Here is a 20,470-nt window from a genome sequence, read left to right as displayed (position 1 = left end):
AGCCTCCTCTCCAGAATTGCCGGCATGAATCCACTCATGCACCGCTGCGGCGGAATCAGCGAATGACGATCGGCCGCTTCATCCGCCTGGCCGAAACGGCGCGTGCGCCGGTGCGGCTCGAGGCCGACGGAAGACCACTCGTCGCGCTCGAAGGTGACACCCTGCTGGTCGCACTGCTGGGCAGCGTTGGTCACCTGCGGCACTCCGAATTCGGCGACGGCGTGCGCTCCGGCTTCTGCCTGATGGGGGCCTGCCAGGACTGCTGGGTCTTGACCGAAGACGGTGGACGGCTGCGCGCCTGTACCACCGTGGTGCGCGAAGGTCTGCGCATCACCACCGAACCGCCGGAGGCGACATGGCCCAACCACGCGTGATCGTCGTGGGCACCGGCCCGGCTGGCGTGCGCTGCGCACAGACGCTGGTTGCGGCAGGCCTGTCGCCGACCGTCGTCGACGAAGGCCGGCGTGACGGAGGCCAGATCTACCGGCGCCAGCCCGAAGGCTTTACCCGACCCTATGCCAAGCTCTACGGCAGCGAGGCCACCAAGGCGGAAGACCTGCACCGCAGCTTCGAGGCGATTCGCTCCAAGGTGGATTACCGGCCCGAAACGCTGGCCTGGAACGTGACGGCCAACACGCTGCACGTGGTGCACGGTGGCACCCGAACGGCCGCGCTGCCATTCGATGCGCTTGTCGTCTGCAGCGGCGCCACCGACCGGCTGATGCCGGTGGAGGGCTGGAACCTCGCCGGCTGCTACAGCCTGGGCGCATCGCAGATCGCGCTGAAGTCGCAGGCCTGCGCCATCGGAAGACGGGTCGTCTTCATGGGGACCGGACCGCTGCTGTACCTAGTCGCGTCGCAGTATGTCCAGGCCGGTGCCGCGGTGCTTGCCGTGCTCGACACCTCGCGGTTTTCACAGCGGGTTCGTGCCTTGCCTGCACTTGCTGCCCGGCCAGGCTTGCTGCGCAGGGGCGTGGCGCTGGAGCGCGTCCTGCGCAAGGCCGGTGTCGCGGTGCACAGCGGCATCACGCCCTTGTGCATCACCGGTGCGGCGGCAGCCGGTGTCCAGGGTGTCACGGTGCTGGATGCAAACGGCAGCGAACGGCATTTCGATTGCGACGCCGTGGCGTTGGGCTACCACCTGCGCGCGGAAAGCCAGCTTGCCGATCTGGCGCGCTGCGAATTCAGGTTCGACACCGAGTCGCGCCAATGGCTGCCGCAGATCGACGGAGACGGGCGCAGCACCACCGCCGGGGTCTACCTTGCCGGCGATGGTGCCCGCATTCTGGGCGCCGATGGTGCCGAAGCCAGCGGCCGCCTGGCGGCGCTGGCAGTGCTGTCCGATTTGGGCCAACACGTCTCCCCGGACCCGATGCCTGCGCTGCGACGGACGCTGGTGAAGATGGATCGCTTTCGGCGCGGGCTGGTCAAGGCGTTTCCGTGGCCCCACGCGCACGCCGCGGCCCTGCCGGATTCGGCGGTCGTCTGCCGCTGTGAAACGATCACGGCCGGTGAACTGCGCCGCGTGGTCAACGAGATGGGCGGCAGTGAAATGAATCGGGCCAAGGCCTTCAGCCGGGTCGGCATGGGCCGCTGCCAGGGCCGCTTTTGCGGCCACGCGGCGGCCGAGGTCGTGGCGCACGCCGCCGGCGTGCCGATCGAAATGGTCGGCCGACTGCGCGGGCAGGGACCCGTGAAACCGCTGCCGATGGCGGCGCTCGAGAATCCCGGGGCCGTCGATGTCTGAAGTTCTGAAGGCCGATGTCATCGTCGTCGGCGGCGGCCTCATGGGCGCCGCCAGCGCATTCTTCCTGCGCAAGCGCGGCCGCTCGGTGATCCTGCTGGAGCGCGGTCTGGTCGGCCAGCAGGCCAGCGGCGTCAACTTCGGGAACGTGCGCCGGCAGGGCCGCTACCTGCCGCAACTGCCGCTGGCCCATCGCTCACGGGCCATCTGGGGCCAGATGAAGGAACTGCTGGGCGACGACGCCGAATTCCTCGTCACCGGCCATGTGCGGGGCGTCTATGACGAGGCGCAGGCGGCGGTGGTGGAGAAATACGCCAAGGACGCGCGCGGCTGGGGCCTGGACCTCGAGCTGATCGGGGGCAGTGCGTTCCGCCGCCGCTTCCCGTTCTTCGGCACCGAGGTCATCTGCGGCTCCTATTCGCCGAACGACGGCCATGCCAACCCCCGGCTGGCGGCACCCGCGTTCGGCCGTGCCGCGGCACGCGCAGGCGCCCAGGTGATCGAGAACTGCGAGGTGCTGGCGATCGACAAGGACGGCGAGGACTTCCGGGTGCAGGCGGCCGACGGCCGGTGCTTCCGCGCGCCGGCCGCACTGATCTGCGCCGGCGCGTGGGGTGACAAGTTGTCCGCCGCGTTCGGCGAGCCGGTCCCGCTGACGCCGCACGGACCCAGCATGGGTGTCACCGAGCCCTTGCCCTACGGCATCGTCCCGGTCGTCGGCGTCTCCACCAAGGTGGCGCACGAGGTCGTCTACTTCCGCCAGGTCAAGCGCGGAAACATCGTATTCGGCGGCGGGTTGCGGGGACCGGCATACCCGGAGCTCCGACGCGCCTATGTGCTGCCGGAGAACATCCTGCGCCAGCTGCGCGAGCTCCGGCGCCTGGCGCCGGTGCTGGGCAAGCTGCAGGTTCTGCGCACCTGGAGCGGCATCGAGGGGTACATGCGCGACGAGCTGCCGGTCATGGGCCCCAGCGGCCGGGTCAGCGGCCTGTTCTACGCCTTCGGTTTCTGCGGCCATGGCTTCCAGCTCGGCCCCGGGGTCGGCGACGTGATGGCCGAGCTCATCGATACCGGCGCCACCATGACGCCGATCGAACCATTCCACATCCAGCGGTTCGCGGCCTCCCCCGCTACCGCCCCATCCACCCGCCGGGCTGCTGCGTCCGCAACCGCCTGATCCTTACCGACAGTTCCTGGAGACCTCCCATGTCCGTGACCGCCCACCCCGCAGAAGACCTCGTCGTCGATGAGCGCGCCCGCCGCGTCCACCAGAGCAGCCTGGTCTTCGACGGCCTCGCAATCTCCTATGTGCTCGATGAGAAGTTCACGCGTCGCTGCCTCGAAGGCGGCGTCAACGCCGCCAACGTCACCTTCGCGCTGGAGGAGAACTGGGACAAGACCCTGCACAACTTCGAACGCTACCTGACCAAGATCGACAAGAACCCCCTTCTCACGCTGTGCACCACCGCCGACGACGTGGTCGCCGCCAAGGAAAAGGGCAAGCTCGGCATCGTGATCGGCACCCAGGGCGCCAGCATGATCGAGGATCCGGACCAGTTCTGGCGCCTCGAAACCATGACTCGTCTGGGGCTGCGTTTCCTCGGCCTGGCCTACACCACCTCGAACGCGCTTGGAGACGGCTGCGGCGAGAAGCGCGACGCCGGCCTGACCTACCTCGGCGAAGAGCTGATCGCGCTGGCGAACACGCTGCCGCTGATGCTGGACCTGTCGCACTGCGGCCACCGCACCCGTGCCGAGGCGACCGCGCTGTCGCGGGCTCCGGTCTGCACGCACTCGAACAGCGACCAGCTGCGCCCCAATGGCCGCAACACCACCGACGCCACGGTCAAGGCGATGGCCGCCAAGGGCGGCACGGTCGGCGTTTGCGGGCTGCCGCAATCGCTGTCCGACGACACGCCGACGCTGGACGACCTGCTCAACCACATCGACCACTACGTGAAGCTCGTCGGGGTCGACCACGTCGGCATCGGCATGGACTATGTCGAGTCGTTCCAGGAGTCCGCGACCGTCGTCGCCCCGCCCAGCGTCGTGACCTGGCGCACCCGCCGTCCGGACATCTTCGGTCCCCTGTCGGCGTTCGGACGCCAGTCCTACCCGATCGGCGTCGAGTCGGTCCGCAAGCTGCCGAACCTCACCCAGGGTTTGTTCGACCGCGGCTATTCGGAAAGCGACGTCAAGGCGCTTCTCGGCGGCAGCTGGCTGCGCGCCATGCGCAAGTTCTGCGGCTGATCCGCGTCCCCACAATTCACCGGAGCCTTCCATGAGCGTCGCCGCCACACCCGCGCATTCCACGCGCAGAGTTTTTCTGGGCTCCCTGGCCAGCCTGCCGCTGGCGGCAAGCAGCGCGCTTTGGTCCGGACACGCGATGGCGCAAGATCGCTATCCCAGCCGCGCGATCAGGATGATCGTCCCGTTCGCCCCAGGCAGCAGTACGGACATCGCCGCGCGGAGCTGGGGCGAAGTGATCGGCAGGCAGCTAGGCGGCGCTTCGGTCATCGTCGACAACCGCGCGGGGGCGGGAGGCAACATCGGAGCCACGGCGGTCGCACGGTCGACGCCCGATGGGTACACGCTTCTCTACAGCACGGCCACCACCTGGGCGATCGCGCCCTTGATCTACCAGGACCTCGCCTATCAGCCCACTCGCGATTTCCTGCCCGTCGCGGTGACGACCACCGTCCCGACTCTCCTTGTGGTCAGCGGCGACAGCGACATCCGCTCCTTCCAGGACCTCGCCGACCGCGTCAAGGCGGCTCCGGATCGGCACAGCTACGGCTCCAACGGGGTGGGGGCGAACAGCCACATCACATGCAAGCTGATCGCGAACCGCCTGGGCGTCCCCAACCTCCTGCACGTACCGTTCAAACAGGGATCGCAAGGCGTCATGGCGGAGGTCGTGGCGGGCCGGCTCACCTTCGCCGTCGATCCCTGGTCCGTCGTCGGTCCTCTCGTGCGCTCCGGCAGGCTGCGCGCCCTTGCCGCGACCGGCAGCAAGCGCCTCTCGGTCGCATCGGAGATCCCGACCTTGAGCGAGATGCTGCACCAGGAACTGGACACAACCACCTGGAGCGGTCTCTGGGCACCCGCCGGCGCACCTGCGGACATCGTGACCCGTCTGCATGAGGGAATCGCGGCGGGCCGGAAGAATGCCGCCCTGGTGAAGCAGTTCGAGGAACAGGGAACACCCTTGATGCCGGACATGTCGCTCCCGCAGGTGAACATGTTCATGAAGCAGGAAGTCGAACGGTGGAAAGTCATGGTGAAGGAAGCCCAGATCTCCGTCTAGTTCGTTCGGCTCTCCCATGCATCTACTCGAATCGCACGGCAGCGACCTGCCGGATCGCGTCCAATCCGTCCAAGTCAGCGGCGAATCGCTGCCCTATGCAGCCGCCGGTCTGCCCACAGCCGTATCGGCGCCGCTCGCCCAGGTCCTTGCCTACATCGAGCACAACGCCTGCCAGCCGCTGCGCCTTGAACAACTGGCTTCGATCGCCTGCCTCAGCGTCTGCCGATTCATCCGAGTCTTTCATCGCCAGTTCGGCCTGCCGCCGCACCGCTATATCTGTCACGTCAGGATCGAGCGGGTCAAGGCCTTGCTGCGCGCCGGCGTGGCGCCGGCCGTTGTGGCTGGCGAGACAGGGTTCTACGACCAGAGTCATCTGTCGCGTCATTTCAAGAACGTGTGCGGAATGACCCCCGGCCAATACCTGTCGCAACTGCGCGCGCAGAGTGCGCCAACTCAGGGACTCGAGACTCATTGACACAGCCATTCTTGCGGGTGATTGACAATCCTTTGAGCGGTCAATTCGAATCTCTCGACCATCCTGACGCGGACGGCAGAGTCCCTCCGGGATTGTCACACTCGCTTGCCCAACAAAATCAACGGCTTACGAGCTTCGCCTTCAAAGTTGCACCTGTCGCCTTTTCGAAGTTGCGCGGTACAAAGCTGCTGCGGATCCAACGGCCGGTTTCCGGCGGTTTCGGCGTCCGATGTAGGCCCATTTAGGGCCCACAACGCCTGTTCGGATCTTCAGTTAGCAGCCGTTCAAGACGGGGGGCACCGCAGCCTTAACTTCGAAGAACGGGGTCGCGCAACTGTGAAACCTCTGCGCGCAAGCTGTTGATCTTCCTAGCTTTTTAGGTGTGACAATCTCGGAAGAGCTCACCGGCACTTTCGGCGGAGCGATCACGCCTTTCAAGGGGCAGATCGAGAATGCCGGACATTTCTTGCAGCCGACGGCTATGGCAATCGGGCAAAGCGTCATATGGACCTCCTTCACGCGTCGCTGGCCAGCATAGCGAGACGTTCGTCCAGGTACGCGTCGGCCGCGAGGTAGCAGCGCGTCGTGTCGCGCTACACCACGCCTCGCACTCCTCCATCCGGCGCAACTGGTGCAGCACCCGGCTCAACACATCGGCGCTATCACTTCCGTGAACCGACGTAGCACCCGCTGGAAAGACTGTCGTATTGGCTAGGCCATCGGATCCGCCATGGGAGGAGAATCAGGTCATCGGCATCGGCAGGCGAACCGGCGATAGTCAGCGATGGTGGCACGTCGGTTGCGTGCGAACAGAGAAGCAACAGGAGCGAGCATGCAGATCCGCGTTGGTTTCGAGATGGCGTATCAGTTCCCACAGCCGACGCCGATGATCCTGGCATTGAGCGTCCACCATTCGCGTGCGTCCGATCTGGTGCGGCCTGATTACCTCGTGACGAGTCCCTCGGTGCCTATCACCGCATACCGCGATCTGTTCGGCAACTGGTGCAGTCGCATCGTCGCGCCGCAAGGCCGCTTCGTCCTCAGCACTGATGCGCTGGTCAACGACACCGGCGCGCCTGATGTTGTTGCTCCTTGGGCCACGCAGACGCCGGTCGAACAGCTCCCGGAATCGACGCTGGTCTACCTCATCGGCAGCCGCTATTGCGAGACCGACCAGCTCTCCGAGATTGCGTGGCAGCGGTTCGGCTCGAGCCCGACCGGCTGGGCGCGCGTGCAGGCGATCTGCGATTTCGTGCACCGACACATCGAGTTCGGCTACCAGCACGCGCGCCGAACGCGCACCGCCTTGGACGCCTATAAGGAAGGCCACGGCGTGTGCCGTGACTACGCTCACCTGGCGATCGCATTCTGCCGCTGCATGAACATACCGGCGCGCTATTGCACCGGCTATCTTGGCGATGTTGGCACTGAGCCACCATACGGGACAATGGACTTCGCGGGCTGGTTCGAGGCTTATCTCGGCGACCGCTGGTACACCTTCGACGCGCGCAACAACACACCGCGTATCGGCCGCGTGCTGATTGCACGCGGGCGCGACGCCTGCGATGTCGCGCTATCCACAACGTTCGGCCCGAACACGCTCGAGGGCTTCAAGGTCTGGGCCGACGAAGTCGCAGCCGGCCTGCCTGTTGACGCCCAGGCGAAATCGGATCTGCGGTCGACCAATCCTTTATTGGGCGCGAACTGACCCGCGCTTCATCTGCATCATCGCGAAATGGGACGTGCGCGGCAGCATCCAGCCGTCGTCGCCCGGCCAGAGCTGCGATCCCGCGTTGCTGTTCGGTTCGTGCGCCGCCGAACAGCATCATTCGAGAATCGTGAACAGCCAGCTCTTTGGGTCCTATGCGGCCACAGTCGGCCCGACTGCAGCAGTTCGTTCTCTTTGAGCTTCCGGCCCAAAGCCCCACGTAGAGGGCTATCGCGAGGCTCGCGCAACGTTCAAATGTGCATTGCTCCTAGAGCGCCAACGACCAGGCCAACGCCTGCAACTGCGAGCATCCCCCACTCCAACCACTTTCTCCTTGTGAGCAACGCCATGGCAGCCAAAGCGATGGAGACCTGTAGCGCAGTGGTCGCTTGCGCCCAACGATGGTGCTGGTGCATTTGCGCCTCCGATTTTTGGTCCCAATCGGTTGCGTCTGCCTCAAGCTTCTGCGCGACGAGCAATATCTCAGCTTTTTCTTGTTCATACCGCGAAACCTTCGTCTGCCAGCCTTGCTTGCGGTCATCGGGCGACATGTCCCTGGCGAACTCAGCGAGCGACTGCTTCGTGCTCTTCGACTGAAAGTAGTTCCATTGGTTTGAAGCCTCGGTCTTCTTCATGCCAGCGTTGTTCTTGTAGAGGCCCGCGTTGGCTTGAGTTAGACCTCCCATGTACGCAAAGATCGCTCCCACTGTGGCGATGACAGCAGTGCATACGGCGATTTGGCTGGTCATGTTCCTGCGGCCAGGCTTTTCTGTAGAAGTTGATTCAGAGGGGCCATGCGCACTAGCGTGCTCGAGTTCGTGGTCGTGCGGGCCATGCACGTGAAAACCGCCTGCTGACATAAATTTCCTCGTTGTCGTAGGAAGGCGAGTATGACGGCGCCGAGCGACGTCTAGCGCGCGCCGAGAACACGCACGCACTTTTTGTCGCTTTTTATTGAACAAGTACTTCGTCGCAGGACCGCTCGTCGAGAAGCACTTGGGCCGCGTTTTCTCCCTCGACCGCGAAGGTCCGGCGTTGGCGACCTGTCAAAGCCCCGCATCTGAAGCCAATGACGCGTGACCGCTGCTGCGTTGCAAGGCGTCCGTGAATAGCCGCCACTGCGCTCTCCTGCCGAAGCCCCGGGGAGCGGATCGGCGCTGGCTGCTATAACCTGCATCGCTATGGACAGCCGCCTCATCCGTTTCCGCATCAATCGCGACATCGAGGAGAAAGCGCATCGGATGGCGGCTGAGCGCGGCATGGAACTGCCGGATGTCATGCGCATGATGCTAACCAAGGCCGTGCGTATCGGCGATTTCGCTATCGACCAGGATCGAGACGCTGCCTCGGAACCGGCCAACGACCTGCCTTTCCAGGCCTACGAACCCCGATACTGGGATCCGCTGAAGGCGTCTCTGGACGCGGAGGCCGCGCTGGCGCTGCTGAAGCAGGCGATTGCCGACCGGACGGCTGCAGGAGCTCAGTGGCATCCTCGCGCGCCACAAGTTCGCCAACAAGATCGCCGCCTCCGGCCTCACGCTGGAACAACTCGTGCATGGCTACGCCACGCTGGCGAGCCTGGTTCGCCCGGCCACGATCGCGCCCACCATCAAGGATGACCCCGACGACGATGTCGTGCCGGCCGCCGCCTTGGCCGCACGCTCCAGGCTCATCGTCTCGGGCGATCGGCATTTGCTCACGCTCGGGCAGTTTCAGGGCATCGCCATCCTGACCGTGCGCCAGGCCATGGAGCAACTGGCGCAGCAGCCATAGCGCGCACACGATGCACCGCAGTCCCCGCGCTGGCAGCTGTAGCCGTGAGTACCGACGAACGCCCCCAGGAAGCCGGTAACACCTCAGGGTCAAGGCTGCATGCGGCCTTGCGCCCGATCGGTGTGACCTCTTGCCGAGCAAGTAACACCGAACAATCGAGCAACCGTGCGGGTTGCCGGGCACCTGGTAGGTGCGTATGGCGTATGGGGGTTGGGCTGCTTAACAATTAAGCAAACGCATTCGGCGCCGCGCCTTCGAGCACCCCGTTCGAGCGATCGGCACGATCGCTTCGAGAGCGTCACATCACGACGCGCATGCGTCCAGGGGTGTAGCCCAACTGCATCCTTTGTGTACCCTTTCTGTACCTCTGCGGCCGTGCTTCGCACGATCATGAGCGCCCCCAGTCGTCGCGCTCCTGCACGTCATCAAACTAATCGCGCAGAGTGAACACCACCGACAGGTAAGTGACGGGCTGCGTGCCGATCGCCTCGATACCATGCAACGCGGAGGCTTCGAAGAGCAGCGAGTCCCCCGCGCCGAGCTCCACCACCTTCGCCCCATAGCGGTATCGCACCTCGCCCGAGAGCAGGTACAGGAACTTCAGTCCGGGGTGCTGGAAGGTCACGTAAGGCTCGGCCCCCGGCAGCAGCGTCACCAGGTAGGGCTCCACGAACAGGTTGCCCGACAGCAGATGCCCCAGCAACTCGTATCGGTAGTCGGCCACGGCACCGACCCGGTCCACCTGGATCCCGTGCCCCGCCCGCACGTGGCTGAAGTCCGTGCGGCTGGGCTGGTCGCCGAAGAAGCGCGAGATCGGCACGCCCAGGCCGCTGGCGATGCGGTCCAGGGTTTCGACGGAAGCGGAGACCAGCCCGCGCTCGATGCGCGAGAGCATGGAGCGCGAGATGCCGCAGCGCTCGGCGAGCTCGCCCCCCGAGGCGCCTGCGGCCATGCGCAGGGCGCGCACCTGGCTCCCGAGCAGGGAGGCGGGCCTGCTGCGCGCGGGCGGCCCCTCGCGCAGCGGCTGGATGCGCGTCACCGATGCCGGCAGCCGCAGGGGTCGGGCGGTTGGGAACGGCGATGAGATCTGTGCACGGGTCACGTTAATCTCGCTCCTGGAGCGCAGTCGAACTGCGCGCTATCGATCTTGCTGGTGCCACGCAACGTGGACCGCGCCGCACTGGTTGCCTGCTCGCGAATCCCATACGGACAGTCTTATTAACTCGCCATATACTTTGTAGCTCTATCCCATTCTATATGGGGGAATTGGGTGGTGCCAAGTCGCCGTGCTCCCCCTGTTCCGCCTCCGAACTTCCCTCGTGCGTTTCGCGCTGCGCGGGTGGCTGTGGGGATCTCGCAAGAGGCGTTTGACACGGTGTCGTCGCGGACGTATGTCAGCATCTTGGAGAGAGGCGTGAATGTTCCGACGCTCACGAAGATCGATGCCCTGGTTCGTGTGTTGGGTCTGCATCCCTTGACAGTGCTCACGCTGGCCTACGCAAATTCGCCTTCGACCAACGACGTGAGCAAGGTCCTTGAGCTGGTAGCAGACGAAGTTGCAAGCCTTCATCTGGACAAGTTCTCCGAAGCCTCATTGCCGAGAGGAAGAACGCGCACGAAGACCTGAGCGAATCGAGCGAGGACAGCCGGCATCGAGCCGGCCACGCCCCTGGCAGGCGCTGCGGGGTGAATGGCCTTTGGCCATCTCAACATAACGGCCTGTTGCCCTCGTTGCGGCCAGTCGCTCGCAGGGCTCGCTTGGTGGCCTGCACGGCTTCGCGCCCTCGCGGGTGAAGGCAACCGCCGTTATGTCTTGCGCCCCTTCGCGCCTGCAAGTCCATTCCAGCGAGCTCGTGCCAGGCACGAGCTCAAGGTTTCTGGTCAGGCGCTGCGCGCGGATGAAGGGCAGGGCGACGAAGGACCGAGGCCCTCGGGCGTCGCCCTCGCGCTCCTCGTCGATCTCTTCGTCGGCCTCGCGCGCCAGCGCCTCCAGGAACGCGCTGGCGGCGTTGTGCGGGTCGGGTTGAGGCTCGCCCACGTCCAGCGCCATCTGCTGGCCCCTGAGGCGCCGCTTGGCGCCCGGGTGCGTCATCGCATGCACCTGCTGCAGCTTCCGGATCGCCACCTGCGTGTAGATCTGCGTGGTGGAGAGCTCGACGTGCCCGAGCATGGCCTGGATGAAGCGCAGGTCGGCAACACGACACGCGCACAGCTCAAAAACAAGAAAGCCGGCAGCATCGCTGCCGGCGCCTCGGGATCGGCGATGAACTCAGCGCGTCACGGCACGTTCGAAGCGTGCACCGCGAACGGCTTGAACGGCAGGGCCAGCTTGCCAGCGTACTCGCCAGTGGATGCCAGCGTGGGGCAGACACCGGGCGCGGAACAGAAGTTGGTGTCGGGGTAGATCAGGTCACCGAACCGGTAGTTGTCGATGCTCTGGCCGCTGTAGTTCGCCACGCTGACGATATTGCCCCGCGTGGAGTAGTTGTCGGACATCGTCACCATGATCGGGTCGACGCGCGAGTCCTCCATGGTGCGCAGGATGGTGCCGCTGTTGCCGTCGTCGGCAAACTTGAGCCAACCCCACTTGCGATTGGCCCGATCGGTGAAGATCAGCATCGTGTTGATGGCATCGTCCTGGCTCGGGTAGTCCTTGGCCGCGGCGAGGTGCGAGATGTTGCTGCCCAGGCCCGTCACCACGCCGACTTCTGCGATCTCGGCGGGCGTGCCGACCGCCGGCTTGGGGCCCTGCACGTACTGCCCCAGCGAGTACATATGCACCTTGCCGTTCTCGGTGGCGACCCAGGCGCGTGGATAGCGCGGCACGGTCTTCCAGTACGGGCTGTCCGGCGAGATGCGCTCGCGGTCGTCCTTGCTCCAGTAGCTGTAGGTCGAGGTCGTCAGGATGCTTGTGGGCTTGTCGGCCAGCGTGATCGTCTTGACGATCGTAGGCGTGGCCTGTGGGCGATCTGCCAGCAGGTAGGGCCACTGGTTGGCGGCGAGCCCGACGTTCTGCGTTTCCAGGTTGCTCGCAGCGCTGCCCAGGTACATGTCATTCGTGTACTTGAAGAGCGGGCCGAGGTCGAGAAAGGCCAGGGTCTTCTCCGACTTCGAGGCCACCACCGCCACGCCGCCCTTGGCGTACTTCTCGTAGTACTCGCCGCCCGGCAGCAGCTTCGCCCGGTTGTCGGCCATCGGCGAGGCTTCCTTTGCCATGCCCGACAAGCCACCGTTGCCGGTGTACACGACAGCCGCATACGGGTGCATGCCGGTCGTCACCTTGATGGATGTCGGGGCCTTCATGTTGGCGGGCAGATCGACGTAGCCGAGCACCTTCATGAAGATGTAGTTGCCCTGGTTGAAGAAGCCGGGGTGGACCATGTCCATCCAGTCGTGCCACCAGTCGTACTTGGGACCATTGAGCGTACAGCCCTGGCAGCTGCCACCGAGCGAGATCACAGCGACCTGGCCCTTGTGGCCGATGGTGTCCCACACGGTGACGAAGGCGAACTCGCCGCCCCCGGTCACGGAAATGGCGGTCGGCACCTTGCCGATGGCCAGCTTGACGCTGGCACGGTTCTGCGCGGTGAACGTGCCGACGGTGAAGATCGTTGCCGGCTTCGTCGGGCTGCCCTGTGTCGCAATCAGCGAGAGGCGCGTCGAGGGGCTGTCCGCGGCGTTCTCGCCGCGATCTTCGACGATGGGCAGGTCTGCCGGGTCGTTCGGCGACAGCACGCCTGCGGCGTAGTAGTCATCGATCGACGTGGGCAGTATTCGCCGGTCTTGCCACAGCAACTGCGGGCGCTGCATGAAGGTCACCCGGTCGGTCGCCTGCGACTGGAACCACGCCACCGAGTTCGACAACGAGCTCCCACTGGCGGGCGTGCCGATCGCTGCGCCATGGATGCTCACGTACAGGTTGCTCGCGAAGGTGTTTTCCGCACCGAGCTGGTAGTAAAGATCATTGCCTGGGCCGTGGTTGATCGCGGCCACGTCGGCCCGCAGAGGAAGCGTGTTGACGCCGGTCCTGGCCGCCGCCGGCCCGAATCGGTACGCCACGCCCTCGGACTGGCCGAACTTGTAGGCGATGTTGTCGTAGGCATTCGCAACGATGGCGCCGGAACTGTCCACCACGTCGCCGGCGATGGGTAAAGGCGCGGGAGCAGGCGCGGGGGCCGGGGCCGGGGCCGAGGCCGGAGCGGGAGCGGGAGCGGGAGCGGGAGCGGGAGCGGGCGCAGGTGCAGGCGCAGGACCGGCCGACACACATGATTTCGCCGTCATGAACGCGGGATCGCCACCAAAGAACGTGTTCGTGCACGCTGCTGTTCCAGTGACCGACTGGGTGATCCAGCGCGAGTCGGCGCCGTACTTCACCAATGTGGGGGCGGGCACGGTGAATGAGGAACCTTCCTCGGCGAGCCAGGTTCCCGCGGCAGGGGCGGTGGGAGGGGGCGGAGCAGGCGGGGTTTGCACATAGCACGCCTTCGCCACGTACTCCAGCGGGTCGCGGCCGAAGGTTGCGTTGTTGCAGACCACGGTGCCGGCGAGCATCTTGCTCGTCCAGGCCGAATTCGCGCCGTATTGCACCTCCGTCAACGAGGCCAGGTTGAACGCCTGGCCTTCGTTGGCGACCTCGACCCAACTTGAGTCGAGCTTGCTGAGCTCTGCCTCCTTGTCTGCGGCGGGCTCGACTGCCGATGCAGCCGTCGATGCAGGCGGCGAGGCCGTCGACGCATCGGTGCTTTGAGGGAGAGCGAAGCTGCCGCCTGGGCCGCTTCCGCCCCCACCGCAGCCCGCGAGTGCACCTGCTGCAACAAAAAGCAGAAGCGCGCTTTTGTTGATCTTTTTCACACTGAATCTCCTGGTCAACCTGTGGACGAGAAAAAAGAAGTCCCCTGCGCCTCCAAAGGGCGCAAAGAAATGGGTAAAGAAACTGCTGGAACGGGAGGGGCTGATCGCCGCGTGGGCTAGAGGGATGTGGCACGTTGTCCGTGCTCGACCCTGTACGTGGTGTGGGGCCTGAGGCCGCCGGACATCGAACCCAACTGGACCGCGGCGACAGCCTTATCGTTCTTCAAGAGAACGCCCACGTGTCGCCTTTCCTCTTCGCGGTGCCACTGCGATTCGATCGTCAGAGCTGCAACCGATTTGTCATCGGTTCTTTTGAGTACTTAGGTAAGCTGCATGCGCTGCGCGTCGTCGCCGCAGTCCGCTGCGACAGAAGCCTTCATAGTGTTGCTTTCTATTGTTTCAATAGATATCTGGACTGGTGTTATTGTCGGCTCACCGATCTCTTTTGCGCCAAATCAAAGGCTCAAAGACAGGCACAACTTCACGTCGTGGCCGCGCGATATCGAATAGCGGCTCTATGACGCCATTCGAATTAACAACTTAGTTCGAAGACGTTGCGGCTCTTCCACGCGATCAACGAATACTTAATTCAGATTAAGTTGAAAGAACTAGAGTCTTGAAAGAATGCGATCAATTCAAGGTGAACCGCCCAAGGCTGGCCGAGTCGATTCATCGACTTGAATCCTGGAAGACCAGGGAAGCGATGGACGTGGACGCTGGAGCGCCTCCTCTAGAAGGAGGGTTCCCAGTCAACGCGAGTTGAACCACGCTCGCGACCAGTCCGGGGGTGGTCGCGCAAGCCGCTCAACGAGAAGCAATGGCCGAGGAGAAAAAAGATGGGACCCTGCATGTGCCGTTATTGGTGCCGTACGCTCGCCAGGATCCGTGCCGATGACGTGGAGCACGTCCGCCTCGACGATCTGGCCGCGTACTACCGTGCCTGGGGCATCGATCTTTCGTTCCCGCAGGGGCTTGATTTCGACCACGACCCGACGGACGCCCGCCGAAGTGGATGAGCTGCGGCAGTAGTACCAGGCACCCCTCACAAACGCAGGTGTGCCGGCGTTGGTGGTCCTGGCGGCCGACTGCAGCGACGGTGCGCATGTCAATGGCAAGCTGCAGGACACGCAAGGGCGCGGCATCTGCGCAATCTTCACCCAATCGAACCGATATGCACGGCGACGCCCAAGAGCGGTTCGAGATCGTGGCGCACGGATCGGGCACATGCTCAGCCTGATCCCGGTGTGCGCTCGACCAATGGCGACAAGCCCAGGAAAGCCTCGACGCGAGCTCGCAAGCCCAAGATCCGGAACCGCTGGGCGTATGCGAACTACCTCAAGAAGAAACGCGACGCGACGCGTAAAGGGAAATGAATGCAGACCAGTACAAGAGCGAGAACTATGTGAGGGCGGAGAGCAAGTCCGCCGAACGCCAGCCCCACCCACCCCCCTCTCTTCTCTCTCCTCTCTTCGGGCCAGCACGAGGCGAAGCGAGGCGGGCCAGCAGTCTTGAGGCTGCGCCCGCGACCGGCCGCGTGCCGGAGGAAGGATTCGACGCGCTCGGCGCCGGGCGTCCGCGTCCACCTGGTCGGCGATGCGCCGCACCCTGGTGGCGCAGGCCAGCAGGCGCTGCCGTTCCTTATGACTCAGCACCACGCCGTGCCCGAGGTTGCCGGCAGCCACCGCGACCACCATCGCGTCCTCGCGCAGCAGCGCGAGTGCGTCGCGTGCCGGCAGCCCGCAAGGGCGCCGAAGCTCCCGGCACCTCGCATCGGCGCACCGGACGACCACGAGGCACTACATTTCCCGGGTGTCTACCGCCGCTCCCACCTTGTTCGACTACGCTCGCTTCGCCGAGGATCTGAAACGCCGCATCGACGGTGCGCGGCTTTCGGCCGCGCGCGCCGTCAACCGCGAGCTGGTGGCTCTGTACTGGGACATCGGGCAAGCCATCCGCGAACAGCAGGCACGCCGGGGATGGGGCGACGCGGTGGTCGATCGGCTGGCGCGCGATCTCAAGGCGTCCTTCCCCGGGACGACTGGCTTTTCAGCGGCGAGCCTCTGGCGCATGCGCCAGTTTCACGAGACCTACACCGCGTCGGAGTTTCTCGCACAGCTTGTGCGAGAAAGAGAGCGCGCTACCAAACGCATCCAAGGTCCCAAGGCGCTGACGGCCGTCGACCATCGTCAACTCGCACAGGCGGTGCGAGAAATGGTGGAGGCGGTGCCCTGGGGCCACCATGTCAACCTGCTCTCCAAGCTCGACGATGCTGCGCAGCGGCTCTTCTACCTGAAGGCCACCGCGCGCTTCGGCTGGAGCCGCAACGTGCTGCTCAACCAGATCAAGGCGCAGGCCTACGAGCGGTCGTTGGCCCAAGGCAAGGTGCACAACTTCGCGCTGGCGCTACCCGAGCATTTTGCCGAGCAGGCCGAGGAGGCGCTCAAGAGCAGCTACAACCTGGAATTCCTTGGCATCCGGCGCGAGATCAAAGAGCGCGAGCTGGAGGACCACCTGATCGACAAGCTGCGCGACTTTATCCTCGAGCTGGGCTACGGCTTCTGCTTCGTCGGGCGCCAGTATCGACTCTCGCTCGGGCGCAAGGAGTACTTCATCGACCTGCTCTTCTATCACCGCTTCCTCAAGGCGCTGGTGGCGATCGAACTGAAGATCGGGCCCTTCGAGCCGGAGTTCGCCGGCAAGATGGATTTCTATCTCAACCTCCTCAACGAGAAGGAGCGCGCGCCGGACGATGCGCCATCCATCGGGATCATCCTGTGCGCCGAGAAGGACAACCTCGAAGTGGAGTTCGCACTGAAGAGCAAGTCGAACCCGATCGGCGTGGCCGAGTACCACCTCCAGGGCAAGCTGCCGGCCGAGATGAAGGGAAAGCTGCCCTCCGCGCGCCAGCTTCAGGAAGTAGTGCGGGCCGTCTACCCCCGATTGGGTTGAGCCGCAAACGCAACGCAAGCACGCGTGAACCCATTTGGATCGACTGGGGATTCGGGTCCACGATGAATGATGTCGCGGCACACAAGGTCACGGGCAGCGCCGGCCAGTCGAATCGCTAGGCGCCCTTCAATCGTCGCGCCTCCGGAGCAAGAACCTATCGTTCAGCCCGGCCGCGCAGCGGGACGCATCCGCGCAGACTCAGGATCTCTCGCGTTGCCAGCACACCTCCTCTCGAGCGGGCGGCGCAACTGAAGCAGCACGGCGAACACATCGGGCGCTATCGATGAATGCCCCGGCGATGGCAAGAAACTGGGAATCGATCGAAGCGGTGAGAGACGCAGCAGCTCGCGTCCGCATTTGATCTTGGATGGGACAGACCCTGCTGGTAGAGAGATCACCGACCGTACCAAGCGCCAAGGCGCACTCATCCCTGCGGCGCCTTCTCTCGAGTCCCCAGCAAGCTTTCCAACATGGACATCTCGAACGATCCTCCAGTTTGGTCGAGATGCGTCGCTTTCAGCCGGATCGCGTAAAGGCTCGCACGCATCACCCTCCAACTGGGGCTCCCCACGCCTCGCGTGCAATGTCGACAGGATTTCGCGTGCCACGGGTGGCATACAGCTCAAGGGCAAGGTCGGCGGTCTGCTCCAGGTCGGCGCATCCTTCTGCAAGCCGTTGCCACTCGGCGACGAACGCGCGTTGCCATTCCTGGGTATGTTTGGGGCGCGCGGCAGGCCCGCACGTCAGCGGCTCTGATTGCCAGTTCATGTTTCCTCCTTCATTCAGGCGCAGCGGTTTAGAAAGGGCGCCCGCGAGCACGCGCCCTCCGCTTCAATTCATCGTAGTCGCCCATCAGCCGATCGAATGAAGGTGACGGCCTCGGTCGTCACCAGCTGTGAACTTTGTAGCAGCGCACAGAGCCAGCCCCACAGGGACGAGATGCAAGGAGGCAACGCTCGATGGGAGTTTTTCACATCCTTACAGCCTTTGTGGTCCGTGGGCAGCACCCCTGGATGGACAGCTCAGGTCTTCGTCAGGGTTGGGCACTAGTATGGCCAGGCAGTGCCTCCGGGGGCATCGCATCGACCACTGCGCTCAAGCCAGCACTTCAGCTGGCAGCTCCCTCGTAGATGAACAAGAACACACGCGGCACGATCGAGATGACCACTGCCATGGTGATCTCTGGAACCCTCGGCTGGTTCGTTCTGCGCTCTGGACAGCCGATCATCGATCTGCTGTTCTGGCGCTGCGTGTTCGGCGCGGCCGCCCTGCTGGTCGTCTGCACGGCCATGGGCATGCTGCGCGGCAAACTCTCGATTCGCCTGTTCTGCTGGGCAGCGTTGGGAGGGGCGGCCATCGTCCTCAACTGGCTGCTGATCTTCGCTTCGTTCTCACGGGCATCGATCTCGATCGCGACCGCGGTCTACAACACGCAGCCCTTCATGCTGGTCGCGCTGAGCGCGCTCTTCTTTGGCGAACGCCTGACCGCGACCAAACTGACGTGGCTGGGCGTTGCCTTTGTCGGGGTGCTTCTGGTCGTCCAGGCGAAACCCGAGGCCAGCTACACCGGCACCGCGTATGTCTCCGGTGTTCTCATGGCACTCGGCGCGGCCTTCTTCTATGCGGTGGCCGCCATCATCACGAAGAAGCTCAGCGGCACGCCGCCGCACATGATTGCGCTCGCCCAGGTGTGCGTGGGCATCTTGATGATCGCGCCCTTTGCCAATCTCTCGGCGCTCACCGCCGATGGCCGGGTGTGGGGAAGCTATATCGTCATGGGCGTGGTCTACACCGGACTGGTGTTCGTGCTGCTCTACGGCGCGATACAGAAGCTGCCGACGCACGTGGCGGGCGCGCTGTCTTTCGTCTACCCCATCGTCGCGATCGGCGTGGACATGGTGGCCTTCGACCATCGACTGGAGCTGGTGCAAGGGGTCGGCGCCGGCGCGATCCTGACGGCCGCGGCGGGACTGAATCTCGGGTGGTCGCTCAAGAGATCGAAAGCGCCGGCCGTCGAGTGAGGTAGGCCCCGCCGCGGATCTGGGGCCGACGGCAGGAGCGGGGCAACGCATCGTCGATGGCCCGGGAGGCGGCCGTACGCCAGGATGAAGAACCCCCAGCGGTTCGCCAGGCCGCCCCACGGCGATTGCGGCTCACTCTTCTCACGAGGACATCGCAGTCGAGCCGAGGGACGGCATCTCCCTGGCCAGGATGAATTCGAAGGCGGCGCCGGCATGCCGTGCCGCAGTAAAGATCGCCGTGCGATCGTTCTTCAGCACCTGCAGCCAGCTGTCCAGGTAGGCGGCATGCCCTTCGATGGTCGCGTCGACCAGGCCGCAGTGCCCCATCACGAACGCGCAGCCGAGTTCGGCCACCAGTTCCTCGAACGCATAGGCCGCGTCGCCGAACCGTTTCCCGAACTGCCGATTCAGCCGGCTCGGATGTCCGGTCCAGTGAACCAATTCATGCAGCGAGGTGGCGCAGCACGCTTCGGAGCTGGTGAAGCGGCTCGGCCACGGCAGGCGGATCTCGTCGAGCTCCGGCAGGTACATCGCGCGCTCGAAGCCGTGCCGGATCGTCGCATTGCAGCCGCCGAGCAGGCGCAACGCACCCTCCACCGGCCCCCGTGGCGATTTCACGGGATCAACGCAAAGCTCAACGACATCCGACGGCAACCCGTCGATCTGCGCGACGTTGAAGACCCAGAATGGCCTGGCCAGCAGCGCGCCACCGCGCGGCGCTTGCTCCGCCCTGCCCTCTTCCTCGCCGTCCTGAATCGACGCAGCGCCATCTGCATCCGACCCCTTGCGTGCCTTGCGTTCGAAGTGCGCACACATCACCGCGCGCTCGCCCTTGCGAACCTGCGCGCCCATGCTCGATGCCTGCTTGTAGGTCAGCCAGACATTCGACGCATACCCGTGCTCGATCGCCGCGTCCCAGAGCAGCAGCACATTGGCGCCGTGATAGGGCTCGCCGGTCTTGCCGTTGCGCGGCACGCCGCGCGAGGCCGCCCGCGTCCAGCGCGCCCGGAACACATTGCCACCCTTCTCGAGCATGGCCACGATGCGGTCGGTGATGACTTGCCGCACGTCCATGCGTGCGCCGTTGCGACCCGCCGAGTTCCTCTCTTCATCAGCACCTGCTTGGGGTGAGTCCTCGGGGGGTACGGGGGGAACGCCCGTGGCTGTTGGGTTGTCCGCATGGCGCCGACGGGTGGATCGAGTGGCATGCATGGCTGGGCCTTCGCGGGTGTGCCGCGGTGGTTGAACATCTGCTTTCGGAGCCGCCTCAACGCATGAAGAGCGAGCGCAAGGGCCGATGTCCAGGGAGCGCCCGGAGGCCGCAGCCGAGGCGCTGGCCGAGGACCGGGTGAGGACGGTGGCGAAGCCCGAAGCCCTGGACAGCGGCTCGGGCGAGCTATGCGTCGGTCAAGAGGCGGCTTCGAAGGCAGATGCACCGCGGCACACCACGCCGGCACGGCGCATCCACGAGCCCATCGGCGCGCGCGAGCGGCCAGCAGGCCGCACCTCCTGCGCGCAGGCGCAGAGGCACGCGGAAGAGAGACTGAGATTGCCTGCGTGGCAAGTGGCCGCGCTCCAGCGGCGACTCATGTGCAAGGCCTCGAAGCCGCGTCATGCGGCGAGCCAGAAGAAAAAAGGGCCG

18 protein-coding genes are annotated in these 20,470 nt (G+C 64.8%); 12 read left to right on the top strand and 6 right to left on the bottom strand.

All coding sequences use genetic code 11. The features are described from left to right. Window positions 1–62: 62 nt before the first annotated feature. From ACSQ9A_RS36295 to ACSQ9A_RS36265, 7 genes are all read left to right on the top strand, one after another. Complete coding sequence (locus ACSQ9A_RS36295; RefSeq protein WP_436307555.1) at window positions 63–374, top strand: (2Fe-2S)-binding protein; 312 nt, start codon at window positions 63–65, stop codon at window positions 372–374. Then, window positions 356–1,747 carry an FAD-dependent oxidoreductase gene (locus ACSQ9A_RS36290; RefSeq protein WP_436307554.1) on the top strand — a complete coding sequence of 464 codons (1,392 nt, stop codon included), beginning with the start codon at window positions 356–358 and terminating at the stop codon, window positions 1,745–1,747. The genes ACSQ9A_RS36295 and ACSQ9A_RS36290 overlap by 19 nt, the downstream gene beginning before the upstream one ends. After that, window positions 1,740–2,921, top strand: a complete 1,182-nt coding sequence (locus ACSQ9A_RS36285; protein WP_436307553.1) for an NAD(P)/FAD-dependent oxidoreductase — start codon at window positions 1,740–1,742, stop codon at window positions 2,919–2,921. Before ACSQ9A_RS36290 ends, ACSQ9A_RS36285 begins: the two co-directional genes overlap by 8 nt. A 29-nt stretch (window positions 2,922–2,950) precedes the next feature. Next, entirely contained in the window at window positions 2,951–3,994 is a 1,044-nt protein-coding gene (locus tag ACSQ9A_RS36280; RefSeq protein WP_436307552.1) for a membrane dipeptidase, read from the top strand. A gap of 31 nt (window positions 3,995–4,025) precedes the next feature. Then, the gene (locus ACSQ9A_RS36275; RefSeq protein ID WP_436307551.1) at window positions 4,026–5,051 is read left to right on the top strand and encodes a Bug family tripartite tricarboxylate transporter substrate binding protein; all 1,026 of its coding nucleotides are present in this window, start codon (window positions 4,026–4,028) and stop codon (window positions 5,049–5,051) included. 16 nt (window positions 5,052–5,067) lie between these two features. Continuing rightward, complete coding sequence (locus ACSQ9A_RS36270; RefSeq protein ID WP_436307550.1) at window positions 5,068–5,526, top strand: helix-turn-helix domain-containing protein; 459 nt, start codon at window positions 5,068–5,070, stop codon at window positions 5,524–5,526. Window positions 5,527–6,358: 832 nt separating this feature from the next. Then, the gene (locus ACSQ9A_RS36265) at window positions 6,359–7,234 is read left to right on the top strand and encodes a transglutaminase-like domain-containing protein (protein WP_436307549.1); all 876 of its coding nucleotides are present in this window, start codon (window positions 6,359–6,361) and stop codon (window positions 7,232–7,234) included. A 251-nt stretch (window positions 7,235–7,485) separates the two neighbouring features. On the opposite strand, the gene ACSQ9A_RS36260 is transcribed toward ACSQ9A_RS36265, so the two are convergent. Further along, the gene (locus ACSQ9A_RS36260; protein ID WP_436307548.1) at window positions 7,486–8,094 is read right to left on the bottom strand and encodes a DUF4337 domain-containing protein; all 609 of its coding nucleotides are present in this window, start codon (window positions 8,092–8,094) and stop codon (window positions 7,486–7,488) included. Window positions 8,095–8,689: 595 nt separating this feature from the next. Here ACSQ9A_RS36260 and ACSQ9A_RS36255 point away from each other — a divergent pair. Then, the gene (locus ACSQ9A_RS36255; protein ID WP_436307547.1) at window positions 8,690–9,007 is read left to right on the top strand and encodes a hypothetical protein; all 318 of its coding nucleotides are present in this window, start codon (window positions 8,690–8,692) and stop codon (window positions 9,005–9,007) included. Between the two features lie 430 nt (window positions 9,008–9,437). Here the strand turns inward: ACSQ9A_RS36255 and ACSQ9A_RS36250 are convergent, their stop codons facing one another. After that, on the bottom strand, window positions 9,438–9,974 hold the full coding sequence (locus ACSQ9A_RS36250; protein ID WP_436307770.1) for a helix-turn-helix domain-containing protein: 537 nt from the start codon (window positions 9,972–9,974) through the stop codon (window positions 9,438–9,440). Between the two features lie 303 nt (window positions 9,975–10,277). On the opposite strand from ACSQ9A_RS36250, the gene ACSQ9A_RS36245 reads away from it, so the two are divergent. Continuing rightward, window positions 10,278–10,634 (top strand): helix-turn-helix domain-containing protein, encoded by a 357-nt coding sequence (locus tag ACSQ9A_RS36245; RefSeq protein WP_436307546.1) that lies wholly within the window; start codon window positions 10,278–10,280, stop codon window positions 10,632–10,634. Here ACSQ9A_RS36245 and ACSQ9A_RS36240 read toward each other — a convergent pair. Together ACSQ9A_RS36240 and ACSQ9A_RS36235 are read right to left on the bottom strand one after the other, a co-directional pair. Continuing rightward, window positions 10,599–11,177: a hypothetical protein gene (locus ACSQ9A_RS36240; protein WP_436307545.1), complete on the bottom strand. Its 579-nt coding sequence runs from the start codon at window positions 11,175–11,177 to the stop codon at window positions 10,599–10,601. The two genes, ACSQ9A_RS36245 and ACSQ9A_RS36240, sit on opposite strands and share 36 nt — an antisense overlap. Before the next feature lie 107 nt (window positions 11,178–11,284). Next, the gene (locus tag ACSQ9A_RS36235; RefSeq protein ID WP_436307544.1) at window positions 11,285–13,858 is read right to left on the bottom strand and encodes a hypothetical protein; all 2,574 of its coding nucleotides are present in this window, start codon (window positions 13,856–13,858) and stop codon (window positions 11,285–11,287) included. 836 nt (window positions 13,859–14,694) lie between these two features. Here ACSQ9A_RS36235 and ACSQ9A_RS36230 point away from each other — a divergent pair. Continuing rightward, the gene (locus ACSQ9A_RS36230) at window positions 14,695–14,874 is read left to right on the top strand and encodes a hypothetical protein (RefSeq protein WP_436307543.1); all 180 of its coding nucleotides are present in this window, start codon (window positions 14,695–14,697) and stop codon (window positions 14,872–14,874) included. A gap of 814 nt (window positions 14,875–15,688) precedes the next feature. Then, window positions 15,689–16,807, top strand: coding sequence for a PDDEXK nuclease domain-containing protein (locus tag ACSQ9A_RS36225; protein ID WP_436307542.1), 1,119 nt, complete (start codon window positions 15,689–15,691; stop codon window positions 16,805–16,807). A 546-nt stretch (window positions 16,808–17,353) separates the two neighbouring features. Here the strand turns inward: ACSQ9A_RS36225 and ACSQ9A_RS36220 are convergent. Further along, a complete protein-coding gene (locus tag ACSQ9A_RS36220; protein WP_436294294.1) occupies window positions 17,354–17,575 on the bottom strand; it encodes a hypothetical protein in 222 nt (73 codons plus the stop codon). 362 nt (window positions 17,576–17,937) lie between these two features. Between ACSQ9A_RS36220 and ACSQ9A_RS36215 the strand changes: the two genes are divergently transcribed. After that, complete coding sequence (locus ACSQ9A_RS36215; RefSeq protein WP_436307541.1) at window positions 17,938–18,828, top strand: DMT family transporter; 891 nt, start codon at window positions 17,938–17,940, stop codon at window positions 18,826–18,828. A gap of 141 nt (window positions 18,829–18,969) precedes the next feature. Here ACSQ9A_RS36215 and ACSQ9A_RS36210 read toward each other — a convergent pair whose 3' ends face one another. Continuing rightward, a complete protein-coding gene (locus tag ACSQ9A_RS36210) occupies window positions 18,970–19,902 on the bottom strand; it encodes an ArdC family protein (protein WP_436307540.1) in 933 nt (310 codons plus the stop codon). Window positions 19,903–20,470: the final 568 nt, after the last annotated feature.

The sequence above is a fragment of the Variovorax sp. LjRoot290 genome (genome assembly GCF_964253985.1).
Classification (GTDB): domain Bacteria; phylum Pseudomonadota; class Gammaproteobacteria; order Burkholderiales; family Burkholderiaceae_C; genus Variovorax.
This window is presented reverse-complemented; position numbering and strand designations above follow the sequence as displayed.

Bases quoted from the DNA above. Each gene is read 5' to 3' on its own strand.
- ACSQ9A_RS36295 (WP_436307555.1), top strand. From the start codon at position 63: ATGACGATCGGCCGCTTCATCCGCCTGGCCGAAACGGCGCGTGCGCCG.
- ACSQ9A_RS36290 (WP_436307554.1), top strand. From the start codon at position 356: ATGGCCCAACCACGCGTGATCGTCGTGGGCACCGGCCCGGCTGGCGTG.
- ACSQ9A_RS36285 (WP_436307553.1), top strand. From the start codon at position 1,740: ATGTCTGAAGTTCTGAAGGCCGATGTCATCGTCGTCGGCGGCGGCCTC.
- ACSQ9A_RS36280 (WP_436307552.1), top strand. From the start codon at position 2,951: ATGTCCGTGACCGCCCACCCCGCAGAAGACCTCGTCGTCGATGAGCGC.
- ACSQ9A_RS36275 (WP_436307551.1), top strand. From the start codon at position 4,026: ATGAGCGTCGCCGCCACACCCGCGCATTCCACGCGCAGAGTTTTTCTG.
- ACSQ9A_RS36270 (WP_436307550.1), top strand. From the start codon at position 5,068: ATGCATCTACTCGAATCGCACGGCAGCGACCTGCCGGATCGCGTCCAA.
- ACSQ9A_RS36265 (WP_436307549.1), top strand. From the start codon at position 6,359: ATGCAGATCCGCGTTGGTTTCGAGATGGCGTATCAGTTCCCACAGCCG.
- ACSQ9A_RS36260 (WP_436307548.1), bottom strand. From the start codon at position 8,094: ATGTCAGCAGGCGGTTTTCACGTGCATGGCCCGCACGACCACGAACTC.
- ACSQ9A_RS36240 (WP_436307545.1), bottom strand. From the start codon at position 11,177: ATGCTCGGGCACGTCGAGCTCTCCACCACGCAGATCTACACGCAGGTG.
- ACSQ9A_RS36230 (WP_436307543.1), top strand. From the start codon at position 14,695: ATGGGACCCTGCATGTGCCGTTATTGGTGCCGTACGCTCGCCAGGATC.
- ACSQ9A_RS36220 (WP_436294294.1), bottom strand. From the start codon at position 17,575: ATGAACTGGCAATCAGAGCCGCTGACGTGCGGGCCTGCCGCGCGCCCC.
- ACSQ9A_RS36215 (WP_436307541.1), top strand. From the start codon at position 17,938: ATGAACAAGAACACACGCGGCACGATCGAGATGACCACTGCCATGGTG.
- ACSQ9A_RS36210 (WP_436307540.1), bottom strand. From the start codon at position 19,902: ATGGACGTGCGGCAAGTCATCACCGACCGCATCGTGGCCATGCTCGAG.